Origin of the sequence: Kurthia huakuii LAM0618 (assembly GCF_000505545.1) — a bacterium.
Taxonomy (GTDB): Bacteria; Bacillota; Bacilli; order Bacillales_A; family Planococcaceae; genus Kurthia; species Kurthia huakuii.
In genome coordinates, this window is sequence record NZ_AYTB01000016.1 from 62,537 (window position 1) to 81,034 (window position 18,498).

Below are 18,498 nucleotides of genomic sequence, written 5' to 3' on the forward strand. Positions count from 1 at the left end.
ATTAAAGGAGTTTTTTATTATGCCATACATACAAAAAGGAACGAAGGCATTTCGTCATGCAAATCTTGCACTCTTTGCAGGCGCTTTTAGTACGTATGCCAATCTCTATATGACACAGCCAATTTTGCCTGCACTCTCACAACAATTTGGCGTGTCACCTGCTGTCGCTAGTTTGTCATTATCATTAACAACAATGACGTTAGCGATGGCGATGTTACTAACAGGTTCTCTCTCCGAAGCATGGGGCCGAAAACCGATTATGACGTTTTCGATGATTGCGGTCGGCATTTTGTCGCTCGCGATTGGCTTTGCGCCTAATTTTGAGTCGTTACTTATCCTACGCATCATTCAAGGTGTTGTCTTTGCTGGCTTACCGGCGATTGCGATGGCTTATTTAGCGGAAGAAATGGACCATGGAAGCCTCGGAGCTGCGATGGGGCTCTATATTAGCGGCAACTCGATTGGTGGCTTAGCAGGGCGTGTCATGATGGGTTCGATGACCGATGCCTTTAATTGGCACATCGCCATGATTTCGATTGGGATTGTTAGCCTTATATTAGCATTGGCATTTTATGTGTTATTGCCGAAATCACAACACTTTATTCCACAAAAACTAGCGTTTAAACCACTATTTCGTTCGATGATTGCTCATATGAAAGATCCTGCGCTTGTGATGCTCTTCTCGCTCGGCTTCTTGTTAATGGGTGCTTTTGTGACGCTATACAACTATGTTGGCTTTGAATTATTAGCACCCCCGTACTCACTGAGCCAAACGGTTGTCGGCTTTATTTTCCTACTTTATTTAGTTGGCACATTCAGCTCCGCGTTTATGGGGAAACTAGCTGATTCTCACGGACGCTTTTATATGATTTTAGGCGCTTTTTTTCTAATGTTAGTCGGTGCTCTTCTAACGTTAAATACGCTGCTTACATTAAAAATTTTCGGTATCGCGCTGTTTACATTCGGGTTCTTTGGCGGCCATTCCATCGCAAGTGGTTGGGTCGGGATGCGCGCAACACATGACAAAGCTCAAGCATCGTCACTGTATTTATTCTTTTATTATGCTGGTTCTAGTATCGGCGGTACAATCGGTGGTTTCTTTTTCTCTCGCTTCGGTTGGGGCGGCGTCATCACGATGATTTCCAGTTTCTTACTGCTCGGTGCCTGCGTAACATTGCTATTAAATCGCTCAATGAAAAAAGAGAACCCCCTATAAGGAGTTCTCTTTTTTCGTACGCATATACCAATAAATCACAAGCATAAAGAACGCAAAACCGAGTGTCCAGCCACCAAGTACATCACTCATAAAGTGACGTGAGCCGGCAACGCGTGATAGCCCAACAAGGAATGTCCCAAGCCCTGCAATGATAAACGCAATGCGCTTTTTCGTTTTAGTCATATTAGAAGTAATTAAAAATGCCGCGGTCATCATATAAAGCATCGACAACATCGAGTGACCTGACGGGAAACTATACGATGTCAGTTGGTCTGGAATGAGCGGGCGCGGACGCTCTACGATAAATTTAATACTTTGGTTAACAACCGTCCCCCCAACGAATGTAAACAATACAAACGTCATGTTGCGGTAGCGTTTTTTCACGATAAAGTAGACGACGAGCACAACACCGACAAGCACAACAAACCATATCTCACCAAGATAATGGAAAAACTCTAAAAATGAATTGCCGCCAAACGTACGCTCACCCCATGCATCAAGCTTGTGAATGAAGTCCGTATCAAGCGACAGCCAAATGCTGATAAAAATAATAAAAGCGATGACCGCTAATGTATGATAAATAATCACGTTAAGTTCCTCCTTATACCATTGTCTAATTTTAAAAATTCATTGTAAACTAATAAGAGGGGGTGTTTATTATGCATTATGACGTCATTGTAGTCGGTGCGGGTTCAATGGGCATGGCTGCCGGCTATCAATTAGCGAAAGCGGGCAAGCACGTACTCATTATCGACCGCTATAATCCACCGCATGACCATGCAAGTCATCACGGGGAAACACGCATTATCCGCTATGCATATGGAGAAGGACAAAATTACGTGCCGCTACTCTTGCGTGCACGCGAATTATGGCAAGAACTTGAGAAAGAAGTACATAAAGAATTACTCGTCCAAGTAGGGGCGATTAACGTTGGGCGTAGTGATAGCACATTCATGCAAAATGTCATTACGAGCGCCAAACGTTACGAGCTTCCATTAGAACTTCGTAATGCTTCAGAAACAATGGAACGCTTCCCGGGCATGTACGTACCCGAAGATTTCATTAGCTGTTTTGAGCCCACTGCTGGCTTTTTGCGTGTAGAGGACTGTGTACAAGCTTATCGTGAGCGCGCTATTTACTACGGTGCTACCGTACTCGTAAATACAGCAGTCATGAACATTGTACCAAAAGAGGCACATATCGAAGTCCACACAAGCCTCACTAAACTCACAGCGAATCAAGTTGTCATCACAGCTGGTGCCTGGGCAAAAGAACTGTTACATCAACTAAACATCTCGCTTCCTGTCACGCCAACGCGCAAAACATTCGCGTGGTACGATGCCGATGATGCGCTTTATGGTAATGAACATTACCCAACATTCGGCTTTGAACTCGAGAATGCACTTTATTACGGCTTCCCTAGCGATAATGGTGCTGGTCTAAAAGTTGGGCGTCATGATGGTGGCGAGGCAATCAATCCAAACGATGAACGCATCGCTTTTAATGCGCATGATGAACAACAATTAACACAGTTTTTAAATCGCTATATGCCGCAGCACGGCCCATTAAAAGTCGGGAAAACATGCATGTATGCGATGACGCCCGATGAGGATTTCATTATTGACCAACATCCGACTGATGCGCGCATTCATATTGCAGCCGGCTTTTCTGGCCATGGCTTTAAATTTGCAGCCGTTGTTGGTGAACTATTAAAAGACTTCGTAATCGATGGTAACAGCACATTTGATTTAACGGATTTTTCATTGCAGCGCTTCAACTAAAAAGAGGCTTGGACATACGTGTAAAGAGCATAAGAAAAACCGGAATCGCGCTGTGGCGCGGTTCCGGTTTTTCGTTGCGAACTCTAAAAAAGGAAAATGAAATGTTTTGTCCCAGCCCCTTTTTATCATTCAAAATACAGAATGCCTGATGAAACTCTACATTAGTTTCCCTACGTGATAGAACGATAGAGGTCAATTATTTCATTATGCGACGGCTATATAGCATGCCTTTATTTATGCCACTAAATAAAAGATGCCTGTCAATAGCTACTAATTGAACGTTTTATTGTTTCGCGAACTAGACGATTCTGCCTTCTAAAATTAGAATTACTCTCTCATTATGCACATGTCAAATTATGAAAGTCAATGGTAACTGATAATGATAATCATTATTTTTAAGCGTTGTTGTACAAAAAAGGAAGTTAGCTTAACGCTAACTTCCTTTCACTCGTGTTATTTAATTGAACCCATTTTACGAGAAATCCAAGGGCTGATTAACAGCATTACAACGAATAATACGATGGCTGCACCACCAAGGAAACCGAAGTATTGAACTTCAGAAACTTTGTCGAACACTTTCGCAAATTGCGCATTTAATGCTTGTGCTACTGTACTTGTTAAGAACCACAGTGACATTGCTTGAGCAGCGAATGCTTCCGGTGCAAGTTTTGTTGTAGCTGATAAACCAACTGGTGACATTAATAATTCACCGATTACTACTAAGAAGAATGATGCAACTAACCACCAAGGGCTTACTAATGCCGTACCGCCTGAAGTGATTGCTGGAATAATCATAATTAAGAATGACGCACCTGCAAATAATAATGAGAATGAGAATTTAACAGGTGTTGTTGGACCTCTATCACCAAGTTTCATCCAAAGAGCTGCCATAACTGGTGCCATGATGATGATGAATAGTGGATTTAATGATTGGAACGTTGCAGCTGGGATTTCAAATGAACCAACTGACAGATCCGTACGTGTATCTGCATATCGCGCTAAAATTGTAGAGCCTTGTTCTTGAATAACCCAGAACATTGTACCAGTAATAAATAGCGGAATGTAGGCAAGTAAATGTGATTTTTCTTCTGCTTTTGTTTTCTTTGATGTAAACATCCAAATGAACACGCTAATTGGTGCAAGAACACCGACTACTGTGAAGAAGTTGATTACGTTGTTAATTGTAATTAAATCTAAGAAGTACGCGATAACGACAAGAATCACAATCGCGATTACTGCAATCGTTGTCTTCTTAAGAATACTTGTTAATTCATGTGGCTCTAATGGGTTTGTAGGTTTTACACCTGCAAGACCAAGATTTTTCTTTTCAGTAACTTTGTACATGATTAAACCGATAGCCATACCAATTGCTGCGATTGAGAAACCAGCGTGGTAGTTATAGTTTTCTTGAACAGCACCTACGATTAATGGAGCTAGGAATGACCCTAAGTTGATACCCATGTAGAAAATACTGAAACCTGAATCACGGCGAGGATCATTTGTTGAATAAATGTCCCCTACTACTGAAGATACGTTTGGTTTTAATAAACCTGTACCTAAAATGATAAATACCATCGAAACGAATAAGAATGCAATACCACCAGGGAATGCTAAGCAAATATGCCCTAGCATAATTAACACACCGCCCCAGAATATTGTACGGCGTGTACCTAAAATACGGTCGGCAATCCAACCACCGATAATACCAGACATATAAACAAGCGAACCGTACATCGACATGATTGAAGCTGCCGTTGTTTTATCGATTCCTAGACCACCGTTTGCTACGGTATCATACATAAAGTAAAGTAAGATTGCTCGCATACCATAGTATGAGAAACGTTCCCAGAATTCGGTGAAGAATAAACTAAACAGACCTTTTGGATGCCCAAAGAAGCCTTTTTGAGGGATCGACTTAACGATCTCTTCCTTTGTTGCCATGTAGACTTACCTCTTTCTCTTTTCAATATAAAAAATAATCTAATAATTCAAAACGTTTAGTTTGCGTTTGAAAAACGTATGTCCATTATACATATACATTTTTATTATGTCAAAAATTATTATTATATAGAATTTTCTGATTTTAAAAGGTATTTAACTAGCTAAAAAACACCTTAAAGTATGGAATTTTCCCCATTTTCAGTAAATACACATATTGACAGAATAATATTTCAATTTATGTATTCTTTTCAAGAAACACATTTATATTTTTTGTAAATTCCATTTTTCTATACTAAAGCGCCTACATAAAAAAAAGAAATCAAACCAATGTCGGTTTGATTTCTCTTTATTATATGAAGAAAGTCTTCATGCGATTGACATCAGCTACTTTTAATTCGACTTTTAACACCGTACCCGCTTCATCATATTCCGTTGATAAAATAGTAGCCTGTTCATTTAAATAAGAAACAATGTCACCGCGATCATATGGAATGCAAAGTGTACGAACTTCATAATCAGCGAAAATTTCTTTTTTAATCATCGCTAACAATTCATCGAGGCCTTTGCCGTCTTTTGCTGATAAATAAATTTGATTTTGATTTACATACGGATACGCGATATTTGCGCGGTCCGCTTTGTTATAAACAAAAATCGTTGGCACATCCTGAACGCCAACATCTGCTAATGTGTTGTTCGTGATTTCGACCATATAAGCATTTTCAGCATTTGACGTATCGACGACATGCAATAGTAAATCCGCCTCGCGCGCTTCTTCAAGTGTTGAACGGAAAGCTTTTACTAAATGGTGCGGTAGCTTACTAACAAATCCAACGGTATCCGTTAATAAGAAGCGTTTATTATCTTCTAGCTCAATTTGGCGCACCGACGTATCAAGCGTTGCAAACAGCATATCTTTTTCAAAAACTTGTTTTTCTTCATCTGGATTTGTACGCGCTAGTAACTGATTCATAATCGTCGATTTTCCGGCGTTCGTATAGCCGACTAATGACACGACTGGCATCGCATTTTTTTGACGCTTTTTACGCTGCGTCGAACGCTGTGCCTGAATTTCATCAAGCTCACGGCGAATTTTTGAAATTTGCTTCTCAATTTTTCGGCGGTCGAGTTCGAGCTTCGTTTCACCTGACCCTTTATTTTGGAAACCACCACCCGTACCACCACCTTGACGTGATAGCGATGCGTTCATACCGACTAAGCGCGGCATTAAATATTGCAGTTGCGCAATTTCAACTTGTAGCTGTGCCTCGCGCGTTTTCGCACGACGCGCAAAAATATCGAGTACGAGCGTCGTACGGTCGATGACTTTCGCATCGATGTCATGCTCTAAATTGCGCAATTGTGCTGGCGATAATTCATCGTCAAAAATGACAACATTGGCATCGAGTGAATCATATAACTCGCGAATTTCTAAAATTTTACCTGTTCCTACATAATGAGATGGCGTGGCACGCTCTAAGTTTTGCGTAATCACGCCAACTACTTCAACGTCCATTGCTTCCGCTAAATTGCCAAGCTCTTCAATTGAATAATCAAAATGGCGATCATTGCGAATGTTGACGCCAACTAATATTGCTCGTTCTTTGATGTTTTCCTCCATCAAAAGCACCCCCGTAACTTAAAAAAGAGAGAGCGACTGCATTGCCTGCTCTCCCTACAGATAAATTTATCGTAACATAGCCTATTTCTCCTTGGCAATTTCAATCGACTGCAAACGCTCGACAGAATCCTTACTTTGGCGGAATTCAAACACCGTATTGCCAAGCTTTAATTGATTCCCTTTAATCGGTAACGACAATAAACGCGACCAATGCGTCATTTTACGATTGACGTCCTGAACATCAAAGATGCATTTCGTAATCGTCAGCGCTTCATTGCCGGGCTGAATCGTGCCATCTTCGCGCAGCGTCGCATAACGTTCGTCATCGGAATTTTCCCATTGAATGAAAAATGGGTATGGCAATTTTTTATCAATTTTATGCTCGATAAATAGCATTTTCCATTTGCGCACAGCACCGCTCTTCGTCTTGCGTTCCGATTCTAATAAACCACTTGTACGGTAGCCAAGCTTTTGAAAATAGCGATTTTGTTCTTCTAAATTTTCCGAACGCAGGCAAACCGAACCAAAGCCTTCTCGGAACTCTAAATCGTTTAGCAACTGCTGTGTTAGCGGATGTGTCGAAGTAGCTGTTCGTTGTTCATCTTCGACCGCTAAATATTCGATATAACTGTTTTTCGTATAGAGTAGCGCATTATGCGTTCCCCACTGTAAATGTTGTCCACCTTCGACGGGATGAATACCTTCAACTGATACCTCTTGTGCAATTTCCGCCGGTGATTTTTTCGTAAAATATACAACATGATCTAATTCAAACATAACTTCATCCCTTTCAACGGTGTAATATACTAAGTCCCTTTTATATTATCATAAAATTTAGATAATTAACTTAAAAAAAGCAACGTAACTTCATATTATTTCCATTTACTAAAAAAGAAACACCACAGCGATTAGCGGTTAAACATTTACTGATTTTTGCGTAAACTCACATTGGATTCCTGTAAAAGATACGACTCATTACTTGAGTTATGTCTTTTTTCCATGTCTTTTTGCGTAAAACCATTGACTATTATGACGTAAATGCTAAAATTCTTTATAGCTTCACCGCGTTGAAGCAAAAAAGTTTTATCAGGAGGCGCAACACAGCATGTTTCATTCAGACTCAGCCTTAAAACCAACTTTTTTTGAGGCTAGCATTCTTTTACTGCTCATGATTGTCATCATGGCCGTTTCATTGTTAGGTTTTAACTCAACACCACATATTCCCGTTCTATTCGTCATCATTATGCTTCTATGCTATGGTGCCTTTAAAAAAGTAGCATATCGTACGATGGAACAAGGTTTAGTAGACGGCGCAAAATCAGGTTTAGCAGCCATTTTTATTTTCTTTTTTATCGGTATTTTAATTAGTACATTTATGATGAGTGGTACGATTCCAACGATGATTTACTACGGCTTTGAATTAATTTCGGGTCAATTCTTCTTTGCCATCGTATTTGTTGTCACATGTATTATCGGCGTAGCAGTCGGTAGCTCGCTCACAACAACCGCAACGATTGGCGTAGCGTTTATCGGTATGGCACAAGCGATGGATTTATCACTCGCTATTACTGCAGGTGCGATCGTCTCTGGCGCATTTTTTGGTGATAAAATGTCCCCCCTTTCCGACACGACAAACTTAGCATCATCGATTATGAATGTAGACTTATTTGAACATATTAAAAATATGGCTTGGACAACAATTCCCGCGTTCGCGATTTCATTAATCGTCTATGGCGTCTTATCACCATCGGGCAAAGAATTAGCAAACTCAGGTGTAGCCGATTTCCAAGCAGCGCTTGCATCAACAGATTTAATTCATTGGTATACGTTAATCCCTGTTGTGTTATTAGTCTTATTTGCACTCAAAAAAATCCCCGCTATCCCAACGTTAATTGTTGGTTCAATTGTGGCGATTATCATTTCGTACTTCCACCACACATATAGCGGTAGCGAAGTTTTAACGATGTTATTTGAAGGCTATAAATCAACAACCGGCGTGGCAGAAATTGATTCACTACTGACACGCGGTGGTATGAGCAGCATGTTCTTTACAATCAGCTTAGTTATTTTAGCGCTCGGTATGGGCGGTCTGTTATTTAAGCTAGGCATTATTCAAGCAATACTTGCGAAAATTGAACATCTCTTTAAAACAGTTGGTGCCACGATTACCGGAGCTGCCGCAACAGCAATCGGCGTGAATTTATTTATCGGTGAACAATACTTATCGATTTTATTACCTGCTGAAACGTTCCAAAAGCAATTTGCAAAAGTCGGCTTAGCGTCGAAAAACTTAGCGCGTACCGTTGAAGATGCGGGTACCGTTGTCAATCCATTAATCCCTTGGAGTGTGTGCGGTATCTTTATCGCCGGCGTGCTGCAAGTGAATACATTGGATTACGCACCATTCGCATTTTTCTGCTTACTATCACCAATCTTAACGATTTTATTTGGTTGGACAGGCAAAACATTAACGTACTTAAATAAATAATAATGTCGAGGCTTCGAATAAACGAAGCCTCTTTTTTTGTGCTAAACTAATGCGTATCGGGTAATTTACAGGAGGATTTTTACATGGAATTCCAAGAAATGAAGCAGGCGCTAGTTGAGCGTCTTTTAAATAAACAACTTGTCGCTGCGACGATTAGTCAGCCGCGCATGAAATCAAATGACGTCAAACGCGTCAAATTAAAGCCGATCGAATTAAAAGGGGCCTACCATATTCAATTAGAATATCAGTATGAGCGCATTTTAAAGCACGACAATATTGAGCTCGATTTAATAGAAGCAACATTCGATAAGTTATTTGACGATTTCAGACAATTCCAGGGCGATTTCGAGACAGAAAGTATACAAGTACAACTATCGAAGAAAAATAAAGTGCTGTTTAAATCGACAGCCAATGCAACGGCGAAAAAGGCCAATCTATCACATAACCGTAAAAAAAATTATTTATTGGACCCCGACACACCGTATCCGTTTTTAATTCGTTTAGGTGTACAATCACCGGACGGTCACGTAAAAAAACAAAAATACGATAAATTTAAACAAATTAATCGCTTTATCGAATTCATTCACGACTCACTTGATTATTTACCGAAGGACCGCACGATTCGTATTTTAGATTTCGGTTCTGGTAAATCGTATTTAACGTTTGCGCTCTATCATTATTTAAAGGTCGAACAAGGGCTTGATATTCGTGTGACTGGCCTTGATTTGAAAAAAGAAGTAATCGAAGAATGTGCACAAATCGCCAAAGATTTACAATACGACTCACTCGAATTTTTAGTTGGCGATATTAACGATTACAACGATGAATCGAGCGTCGACATGGTCGTGACGCTACATGCTTGTGACGTCGCAACAGATATGGCGTTATCACGCGCTGTAAAATGGGGCGCTAACGTAATTTTGAGCGTCCCTTGCTGTCAGCATGAGCTAAACAATCAAATCGACAGCTCACCGCTAGATATTATGCTACAACACGGCTTAATCAAAGAACGCTTCTCTGCGCTCGCAACAGATTCCATTCGCGCGGAGCTGTTAAACTTAGTTGGCTACGATGCACAATTGATGGAATTTATCGATATGTCGCATACGCCAAAAAACATTTTAATTCGCGCTTACTATACCGGCAAAAAGCCAACTGATGAGCAACTTGCTCGCTACCATGCGTTTACAAATTTCCTACACGCTACACCATTTTTAGAAAAAGAATTACAACATTTATTCTAGTTAACAAAGAGAACGTGCTTGCATTTACGAGCACGTTCTCTTTGTCGTCTGCAGATGTTGAATTTTCGACAACTAACGATATTTGAACGAAAAATGCGAAATACTTTATTGGAATTTTCGTATTGTATTGTAGTAAAATAGCACTTTTGTTTAAAATTCTATTGACTTGTCATTGATAATGATTATCATTATCTTATCGGTACATACTCTATTAGAGAAAGAAGGATTTCATTCCATGAAAGCAACATCATTCGCAGCACTATTATTAGCAGGCGGTGTCGTAATGGGCGGCTGCGGCAACTCCGACGACACAGCAAAAAATGGCGATTCAACAACGGAACAATCAACAAGCAATTCAGCAACTACAAACACGCTTGATAAAGAAACACAAGCATATAAAGATTTCGCGTTAGAACAACTTGACCAATTCACAAAAGCAACAGAAGAATTTGTCACAGCATTCAAAGATGGCGATATCGAAAAAGCAAAAGCACTATACCCTACAGCTCGTATGTACTTTGAACGCTCTGAACCAATCGCAGAAAGCTTTGGCGACCTTGACCCTGCAATCGATGCCCGTTTAGCAGACTTAGAAGCGGAAGGTCAAACGAAAGAAGACTGGACTGGTTACCACAAATTAGAGTACGCGCTATGGGAAGATAGTACAACAAAAGGCTATGACAAAGTAGCAGATAAATTAATTGCTGACACGAAAGAATTACGTGCGCGTGTTGAAACGGTTGAGGTCACACCTGACATGATGATCAACGGTGCTGTTGATTTATTAAACGAAGTATCAACGTCTAAAATCTCAGGCGAAGAAGATATTTTCTCACATACAGACCTTTACGACTTCAAAGCGAACGTAGAAGGTGCTGAAAAAATCTTTGAAATTTTAGAGCCATCGATTAAAGAAAAAGATGCCGCATTAGCTGAAAACTTAACGGATAAATTCAACGCAGTAAACGACTTATTAACAAACTATGAAACAAAAGACGGCGGTTACGTGTCGTATACGAAATTAACTGAAAAAGATACAAAAGCATTATCTGAAGCAATTAATCAACTTGGTGAACCACTAAGCCAAATGGGCACAATCTTAGAGTAATTTTGGAGTGATGAAACATGGCTAAATCAACTAAAGAGAACTTTATGGACAAAAAGCTCTCTCGTAGAAAGATGCTGAAAATGACCGGTGCTAGTGCAGCTGGCGTCGCCATTGGGGCATCTGGATTAGGCGGCGTATTAAAGGCATTCGGAGTGCCACAATGGTTAGATGATGACACGTCCGTAGAAAATAAAGTGAATTTTTATGGGAAACATCAATCAGGTATTGCGACAGAAGTGCAATCGCATGTCTATTTTGCCTCTTTATCTGTTTTAGTTAAATCGAAAGCGGAATTGCAAGAGCTGTTTAAAATGTGGACGCCGCTTGCCGTTAGCTTAATGAACGGTCAACAAATCGGCGAAACGACAAACGGCCACATTCCACCCATTGATACAGGTGAAGCAGTCGGTGTAGATGCTAAAAACTTATCGATTACATTCGGCGTAGGACCTTCATTATTTAGCAACAAAGATTTAGGTCTTAGCCAACTCAAACCAACAGAATTAAACGACTTACCACACTTCCCAAAAGACCAGCTTGAAGAAGCATATACCGGCGGCGATATGTGTATCCAAGCATGTGCCGACGATCCACAAGTAGCGTTTCATGCCGTGCGTAATTTAGTACGTGCCGCAAGCGGAAAAGTATCGGTCAATTGGACACAAGCAGGCTACAATTCGATTCCGGTAAATAAAGAAGGCAAACGCGAAACACCGCGTAATTTATTCGCCTTTAAAGATGGCACGGAAAATCCTCGTAGCGACAAAGCAATGAATGACGTTGTGTGGATTCAAAACGGTGAATCTAAGCCATGGATGACAAACGGCTCGTACTTAATCGTTCGCCGCATTCAAATGCATTTAGAAACATGGGACCGTACATCGTTAAAAGCACAGGAAGAAACATTTGGTCGCTATCGTCACAACGGTGCGCCATTTGGAAAACAGCATGAATTTGATGCAGTGGATGAGCAGCGTAAAGATGACGCTGGCAACTATGTCGTGCCGGAAACATCACACGTCTTTTTAGCACGCCAAGTGAAAGCGCGTATTATGCGTCGCGCCTTTTCATATGCCTCTGGTGTCATGGACCATACAGGTGCTTATGATGCAGGTCTACTGTTTATCTCATTCCAAAAAGACCCGCAACAATTTACAGATATTCAAAATGCGCTTGGTCGCTTAGATAAAATGAATGAATACATTACCCATCGAGGCAGCGGTGTTTTCGCTTGCTTCCCTGGTATAAAAAAAGGGAGTTATATCGGTGAAGCACTTTTTAACGCGTAGCAGTCAATTGATGATCATTGCGCTGCTTATGGTCATGACAATTATCCGCCCGTTACCAACGCTAGCGGCGGATTCATCATCTTATAGCGGCCTATACATTTCAATTAGTGATGCCATTATGGATATCCGTAATGGTGAAGGAAATGATGCTGAAAAAGCATTAAAGGAATTTGATAAAGCATGGCAACAAAAAGAAGTAGCAGATGACCATGCAGCAGAGAAAAAAGCGGTTGATGCAGCATATGACAAAGCTTTTTCTGAACAAGATAACGAGGCACGTCTAGCGGCACTTACGGACTTATCAAAAGCGCTAACAGCTTTAGAAAAAGCCGAAAACCCTGTTGATGAGAAAAAAGAACGCAAACAGTTTGTTACAACGATTACACCTGCTTTATCCAATTTAGAAACGGCGCTTCAAAGCGGTGATTTAGAAGAAATTAACGCGCAATATAAAACGTTTAATAGCTTCTGGAATTTAAAAGAAAAACCTGTGCGCGAATTTGATATGGCTGCATACGGTCAAATCGAAACGCAAATGTCTTTTTTACGCATGGAACTTGCGAATGACGAACCAAATGTAACAGCGCTACAAGATACATTTAACACGTTAAAACAAAGCATTATCGACTTCGGTAACAATAAAAAAGTAGGCGCTGTTAAAAAAGGCTATTCACTGCAAACATTAGTCGATTTAATTGACGAGGCGACTGCGGCGATTGATGACAACGAGTATGAAAAAGCATCTGCGAACATTAAAAAATTCATTACCACATGGCCAAATGTTGAAAGTGATATTAGTACGCGCAACGGCTCATTATACACATCAATCGAAAGTGATATGCCGATTATCGCCAGCAACTTATTAAAAGATAATAGCGATAAAGACAAGCTGAAAAAGCAATTAACGGATTTCAAAAAGGAAATTCAATTACTGCAAGATGATGATAGCTATTCACTTTGGGATTCTGCCCTTATTTTATTACGTGAAGGATTAGAAGCTATTTTAATTATTATGGCATTAGTGGCGTTCCTGAAAAAATCTGAACAAACACATATGACAAAATACATTTACTTTGGCGCTGCCGGTGGTATTGGTCTAAGTGCGATTATGGCTATCTTAATGTCGATGTTCTTCAACTCCGCTTCGATGAATTCAAGTCGCGAACTGATCGAAGGGTACGTTGGTTTAATCGCCGCAGCGATGATGATTGGTGTCGGCGTATGGCTGCATAGTAAATCGAATATTAAAGCGTGGAATAACTACATTTCAAAACAAATGAATCACGCGATGTCACGCGGCTCTGTGTGGGCGATGGCGTTAATCAGTTTCCTTTCCGTATTCCGTGAAGGTGCTGAAACACTCATTTTCTACGCCGGAATTGCGCCGAAAATGGAAACAAGCCAATTTGCATTAGGTATTGTTTTAGCGATTGTCATTTTAGCGATTGTTGCTTTCTTCATCGTCAAAGTGAGCGCGCGCATTCCAATTCACCGCTTCTTCGCTGTAGCGACCATTTTAATCTACTTATTAGCCTTTAAAATTATTGGCGTGTCGATGCATAAACTCCAATTGATGGGCGACATCGATACACATGTAGTAGACGGATTACCGGTAGTCGCAAGTATTGGCTTCTATCCTACGGTCGAAACGATGCTTGCTCAAGGTGTGTTAGTCGTGTTAATTGTCGGTACGATTATTTGGAAATATCGCAACGAGAAAAAAGAAGTTAGCATTTCGGAACCGACCCATTAACATGGGACAGTGACAAAGACACTTCTTTTAGCTGAATTTAACCACCTTTTTTCGGTGAATCATCGGAGAGAGGTGGTTTTGCTTTGCCAAAATTTTTGAACGTTTTCATGATGGCGTTATTAGCGGGTACATGTCTTTTTCTTTAATTGTGTAAGGTCCTTTGCCGTAACGATGTTGTTTGCCCATCAAAAAACACCTCTAAAGTTTTTAATCCCTTAGAAGTGTCTGTCGTTTTTATATTTTGCGCTTATTTAAAATGCTTTAATTGCTCTAACACCGCGGTTGTCGTTTGTTCAACGTCTTGAATAACATGTTGCAAGCGCTCAACAACTTCTTGTTGCATCGTTGCGGCTTCATTTGTTTCATTCGTAAATGACGCGGTCGCACGCAAACGCTCATTCATTTCATTCATCGAAGCGAGTACTTCTTCAGAACCTGCAGACATTTGTTCAATGATAGCAGATTCCTCTTGAATGCTATTGTTAACACCCATAACGGTCGTATTAATGTCGCGTAAGTGAGCGCCAATCGATGATACTGCTTCATTCCCAGCAACCATCTGCGCTTTACTGTTCATAATTTGCGTATGCGTGCGCTGTGATACGACTTCGAAGCTATGTAGCTCCTGTAAAATATCTTGCGCAGCTGTGCCAGATGATTCAGCGAGTTTTCGCACCTCATCGGCAACAACCGCAAAGCCTTTCCCTGCCTCACCAGCACGCGCCGCTTCAATTGCTGCATTCAGTGCTAATAAATTCGTTTGATCGGCAATGTCGGTAATAATTTTCACCATATCTTGTACGCTCGCAAATTTTGTCGTCAGCTCTTCTACATCTGTTGCCGTTTGAATAACAGTTTGTTCGACTTGTTGCATTTGTTCGACGACTTTTTCCGTTTGCTGTACGCCATTGTTGACTAAATCGGTCATATCATTAGATGAACTTGCTACATCCGATGTCATATCAGCCATACGCTGAATGCCGACCGTCATTTCATCCATCGCAATGATTACTTCATCATTACTCGTTGCTTGCTGATTACTTTGCTGTGCTACTTGCGACACATTTGTCGTAATTTGATTGCTTGATTGTTCAAATGTACGCGAAGCAGTCGTTAACTGCGCCGTAATTTGTTGTAATTCATGTGCGCGTATTTGAAATTCTCCAAAGGTTTGTTGCAATGTCGCTAACGATTGGCCAAAATGATTGGCGAACGTCGTAATTTCCGTACGCCCTTTTAGATCTAAGTCGTTGACGATTTTGGCTCCTGCTGTCAATTCTCCTGCAGCCATTTTGCTCGCTGCCTCATTCAATGTTTGAAGAGGCTGTAGCTTTTTATTTACATAGAAATACATAATGGCACCTGAAAGTATCATCAACACTACAAAGAATAGTGATACACCTGGCAGTACGCTTAAAAGAGCACTCTTTTGTAGTGAAGATACTTTGCTCGCATCAATATCAACGCCTAAATAGGCAACCGTTTTGCCAGCATCATTTTTAATTGGCACTGTGCCTGACACGTATTTTCCAAATGAGCTTTCTAAAATTTTTGATGTGTAGCTCCCTTTATTATCGACTTTCTCTAAGTCGCTAACAGTCGTTGACGATGACTCCGCTTGAATCTTTCCAACGACTTCTTCTTTCGCATCGCGCGGCTGACCATCTACTAAAAATTGTACTTTATTTTGTTGTGGTACGGAAAACGTATAAGCATATAACACCCCATTATGTTCGCGTAGTTCATTCAGTTCATCGCGAAGCTTCCAATAGGTATCATTTTCAATTGGATTTTTCGCTAATGTTTCGTAGCTTGTAGCATCTACATGACCCGCTAAATTTTGTGCAATGGACGTGGCCGTTTGAGCGGCTGATTTTTCAGCTACTTTTTGAGTTGTATAATTGACTGCTAGCACAAAAAAGATTAATAATACACTAAAGATGAGCGCAATCATCGCAATGATTTTTCTGCTTAACTTGCCTTGCTTCATGTGAATCCTCTCCTCTATTTAAAATGAAATGAATAGTTAGATGTTGGTCGAATTCAGTATAACAAAGCATGTTAGTTATGTCTAAATGCTTATACAACCATTTTATTAACATACTATGTACATAGGACTTCAATCGTGGTTTCTTTTAAAAATAATAGTTTTCTTAAAAAAGGCTAAAAAAAAGAGGCTGGTTTATACCAAGCCTCTTTTTTCCGTTTACTAGAATTTGATCATTTTTGAAGGAACAACCCATTCGTCGAATTGTTCTTCTGTTAATAAACCAGATTTTAGTGCGCCTTCTTTTAATGTTAAGCCTTCTTTATGCGCCATTTTAGCAATTTTCGCCGCATTTTCATAACCGATATATGGGTTAAGTGCTGTTACGAGCATTAATGAGTTATTTAAGAAGTGTTCTAATTTATCTTCATTTGCTGTAATACCCGCTAGGCAGTGTTCATCAAAGCTGCGAATAACGTCAGCTAATAATTCAGCTGATTGCATGAAGTTGTGTAGAATAACTGGTTTGAAAACGTTTAATTCAAAGTTACCTTGTGATGCCGCAAAGCCGATTGTTGTATCGTTACCCATTACTTGAACCGCTACCATTGTTACGGCTTCACATTGAGTAGGGTTTACTTTACCTGGCATAATTGATGAACCTGGTTCGTTTTCTGGAATTGAAATTTCACCGAAACCAGAACGAGGGCCAGAAGCTAACCAACGAACGTCGTTAGCGATTTTCATTAAGTCAGCTGCTAATGCTTTCATTGCGCCATGAGTAGTAGCGATTTGGTCATGCGATGTTAACGCATGGAATTTATTTGGTGATGGAACGAAGTCTAAGCCTGTTTCTTTAGAGATTTCAGCGACAACTTTTTCGTCAAAACCGTCTGGAGTGTTAAGACCTGTACCTACTGCCGTACCACCGATTGCAAGTTCACGCATGTTTAAAGCTGCTTCTTTAATCATTTTTTCAGAAGCTTCAATCATGTATAACCAGCCGCTAATTTCTTGACCTAATGTAAGTGGTGTTGCATCTTGTAAATGCGTACGACCAATTTTGATTAAGTTCATGAATTCTTCAGATTTCGCTTGTAATGTCGCTTTAATTTGTTGTAATGCAGGAACAAGATTGCGTTCGACAGCGATTGAAGTGGCGATATGCATCGCTGTTGGGAATGAGTCATTTGAAGATTGAGATTTGTTCACGTCATCATTTGGGTGAAGACGTTCTTCAGAACCTTGTGCTTCAAGGTATTCATTACCGATGTGAGCGATTACTTCGTTGACATTCATGTTTGTTTGAGTACCTGAACCTGTTTGGTAAATGACTAGTGGGAATTGATCATCCCATTTACCTTCTACGATTTCATCTGCTGCATGAGCGATTGCTTCCGCTTTTACTGCAGATAATGTTCCTAATTCAACACAAACTTTTGATACTGATTTCTTTAAAATTGCATAACCGTGAATGAAATCGATTGGCATATGATCAGAACCGATACGGAAGTTTTGTGTACTACGTTGAGTTTGAGCACCCCATTTTTTGTCTGCAGGTACTTTAATTTCTCCCATAGAGTCATGTTCGATACGGTATTCCAAGACGTTCATCTCCATTTCGTTTTTATAAAATTTAAAATTCATCCTTACGGTTATAATGATAGCGTTTCTCAATCAAAATGTCTTTAAAAGTGGTTTATTTGCGTCTAAATTTTGTCCGAAATAGTCAACTCCCCCCTTTTTTGCGTTTTTCGATAGAAATATCTGAAAATTCTCCTATTTTAAAGCTCTTTTTAAGTCTTTCTGAAAAAAGAACGTTTTGTGTCGTAATAACGCGCTGTCAAGTTAATTTTTCGTAAATGAAATGCCCGTTCATTCAAATATATTCTACAAAATACTGTATTATTCACTTAATTATTAGTCGTTTTCACACGATAATTGTCGAAATTGATTGTTACACGATTGTAAAGATTGCGTAATTTTATGTAAATTGAATATGGTTTTTTCGGTGAGTTTGTTATGATAAGAAGTGCGTTTAAATATGAATACGCGGTTTATTATTAGGAGGAT

At 40.0% G+C, this 18,498-nt stretch carries 13 protein-coding genes; 7 read left to right on the plus strand and 6 right to left on the minus strand.

Annotated features, from left to right (window positions below; all coding sequences use genetic code 11):
• The first annotated feature begins 19 nt into the window (after window positions 1-19).
• Entirely contained in the window at window positions 20-1,216 is a 1,197-nt protein-coding gene (locus V514_RS0113735; RefSeq protein WP_029500487.1) for an MFS transporter, read from the plus strand.
• On the opposite strand, the gene V514_RS0113740 is transcribed toward V514_RS0113735, so the two are convergent.
• A complete protein-coding gene (locus V514_RS0113740; RefSeq protein WP_029500488.1) occupies window positions 1,211-1,804 on the minus strand; it encodes a phosphatase PAP2 family protein in 594 nt (197 codons plus the stop codon). The two genes, V514_RS0113735 and V514_RS0113740, sit on opposite strands and share 6 nt — an antisense overlap.
• A 71-nt stretch (window positions 1,805-1,875) precedes the next feature.
• On the opposite strand from V514_RS0113740, the gene solA reads away from it, so the two are divergent.
• Window positions 1,876-2,997 (plus strand): N-methyl-L-tryptophan oxidase, encoded by a 1,122-nt coding sequence (gene solA / locus V514_RS0113745; protein WP_029500489.1) that lies wholly within the window; start codon window positions 1,876-1,878, stop codon window positions 2,995-2,997.
• Between the two features lie 453 nt (window positions 2,998-3,450).
• On the opposite strand, the gene V514_RS0113750 is transcribed toward solA, so the two are convergent.
• The 3 genes from V514_RS0113750 to V514_RS0113760 all read right to left on the minus strand — a co-directional run bounded on the left by V514_RS0113750 (window position 3,451) and on the right by V514_RS0113760 (window position 7,333).
• Window positions 3,451-4,938: a peptide MFS transporter gene (locus tag V514_RS0113750; protein WP_029500490.1), complete on the minus strand. Its 1,488-nt coding sequence runs from the start codon at window positions 4,936-4,938 to the stop codon at window positions 3,451-3,453.
• Window positions 4,939-5,287: 349 nt separating this feature from the next.
• A complete protein-coding gene (hflX, locus tag V514_RS0113755) occupies window positions 5,288-6,556 on the minus strand; it encodes a GTPase HflX (RefSeq protein ID WP_029500491.1) in 1,269 nt (422 codons plus the stop codon).
• 81 nt (window positions 6,557-6,637) lie between these two features.
• Window positions 6,638-7,333, minus strand: a complete 696-nt coding sequence (locus V514_RS0113760; RefSeq protein ID WP_029500492.1) for a VOC family protein — start codon at window positions 7,331-7,333, stop codon at window positions 6,638-6,640.
• A gap of 328 nt (window positions 7,334-7,661) precedes the next feature.
• Between V514_RS0113760 and nhaC the strand changes: the two genes are divergently transcribed.
• The 5 genes from nhaC to V514_RS0113785 all read left to right on the plus strand — a co-directional run bounded on the left by nhaC (window position 7,662) and on the right by V514_RS0113785 (window position 14,438).
• Window positions 7,662-9,044 (plus strand): Na+/H+ antiporter NhaC, encoded by a 1,383-nt coding sequence (gene nhaC / locus V514_RS0113765; RefSeq protein WP_029500493.1) that lies wholly within the window; start codon window positions 7,662-7,664, stop codon window positions 9,042-9,044.
• Between the two features lie 83 nt (window positions 9,045-9,127).
• Window positions 9,128-10,288 carry a class I SAM-dependent methyltransferase gene (locus V514_RS0113770; protein ID WP_029500494.1) on the plus strand — a complete coding sequence of 387 codons (1,161 nt, stop codon included), beginning with the start codon at window positions 9,128-9,130 and terminating at the stop codon, window positions 10,286-10,288.
• Between the two features lie 235 nt (window positions 10,289-10,523).
• Complete coding sequence (gene efeO, locus V514_RS0113775) at window positions 10,524-11,396, plus strand: iron uptake system protein EfeO (RefSeq protein WP_029500495.1); 873 nt, start codon at window positions 10,524-10,526, stop codon at window positions 11,394-11,396.
• 17 nt (window positions 11,397-11,413) lie between these two features.
• Window positions 11,414-12,685: an iron uptake transporter deferrochelatase/peroxidase subunit gene (gene efeB, locus V514_RS0113780; protein ID WP_029500496.1), complete on the plus strand. Its 1,272-nt coding sequence runs from the start codon at window positions 11,414-11,416 to the stop codon at window positions 12,683-12,685.
• Window positions 12,663-14,438, plus strand: a complete 1,776-nt coding sequence (locus V514_RS0113785; RefSeq protein ID WP_029500497.1) for an FTR1 family iron permease — start codon at window positions 12,663-12,665, stop codon at window positions 14,436-14,438. Before efeB ends, V514_RS0113785 begins: the two co-directional genes overlap by 23 nt.
• Window positions 14,439-14,685: 247 nt before the next feature.
• Here V514_RS0113785 and V514_RS0113795 read toward each other — a convergent pair whose 3' ends face one another.
• Together V514_RS0113795 and fumC are read right to left on the minus strand one after the other, a co-directional pair.
• On the minus strand, window positions 14,686-16,428 hold the full coding sequence (locus tag V514_RS0113795; RefSeq protein WP_035944895.1) for a methyl-accepting chemotaxis protein: 1,743 nt from the start codon (window positions 16,426-16,428) through the stop codon (window positions 14,686-14,688).
• Window positions 16,429-16,647: 219 nt separating this feature from the next.
• Window positions 16,648-18,030 (minus strand): class II fumarate hydratase, encoded by a 1,383-nt coding sequence (fumC, locus tag V514_RS0113800; protein WP_029500499.1) that lies wholly within the window; start codon window positions 18,028-18,030, stop codon window positions 16,648-16,650.
• Between the last annotated feature and the right edge of the window lie 468 nt (window positions 18,031-18,498).

Excerpts from the sequence above, each read along its gene's own strand:
- nhaC (WP_029500493.1), top strand. The coding sequence starts at position 7,662 with ATGTTTCATTCAGACTCAGCCTTAAAACCAACTTTTTTTGAGGCTAGC.
- V514_RS0113735 (WP_029500487.1), top strand. The coding sequence starts at position 20 with ATGCCATACATACAAAAAGGAACGAAGGCATTTCGTCATGCAAATCTT.
- efeB (WP_029500496.1), top strand. The coding sequence starts at position 11,414 with ATGGCTAAATCAACTAAAGAGAACTTTATGGACAAAAAGCTCTCTCGT.
- solA (WP_029500489.1), top strand. The coding sequence starts at position 1,876 with ATGCATTATGACGTCATTGTAGTCGGTGCGGGTTCAATGGGCATGGCT.
- V514_RS0113760 (WP_029500492.1), bottom strand. The coding sequence starts at position 7,333 with ATGTTTGAATTAGATCATGTTGTATATTTTACGAAAAAATCACCGGCG.
- V514_RS0113770 (WP_029500494.1), top strand. The coding sequence starts at position 9,128 with ATGGAATTCCAAGAAATGAAGCAGGCGCTAGTTGAGCGTCTTTTAAAT.
- V514_RS0113795 (WP_035944895.1), bottom strand. The coding sequence starts at position 16,428 with ATGAAGCAAGGCAAGTTAAGCAGAAAAATCATTGCGATGATTGCGCTC.
- hflX (WP_029500491.1), bottom strand. The coding sequence starts at position 6,556 with ATGGAGGAAAACATCAAAGAACGAGCAATATTAGTTGGCGTCAACATT.
- V514_RS0113750 (WP_029500490.1), bottom strand. The coding sequence starts at position 4,938 with ATGGCAACAAAGGAAGAGATCGTTAAGTCGATCCCTCAAAAAGGCTTC.
- efeO (WP_029500495.1), top strand. The coding sequence starts at position 10,524 with ATGAAAGCAACATCATTCGCAGCACTATTATTAGCAGGCGGTGTCGTA.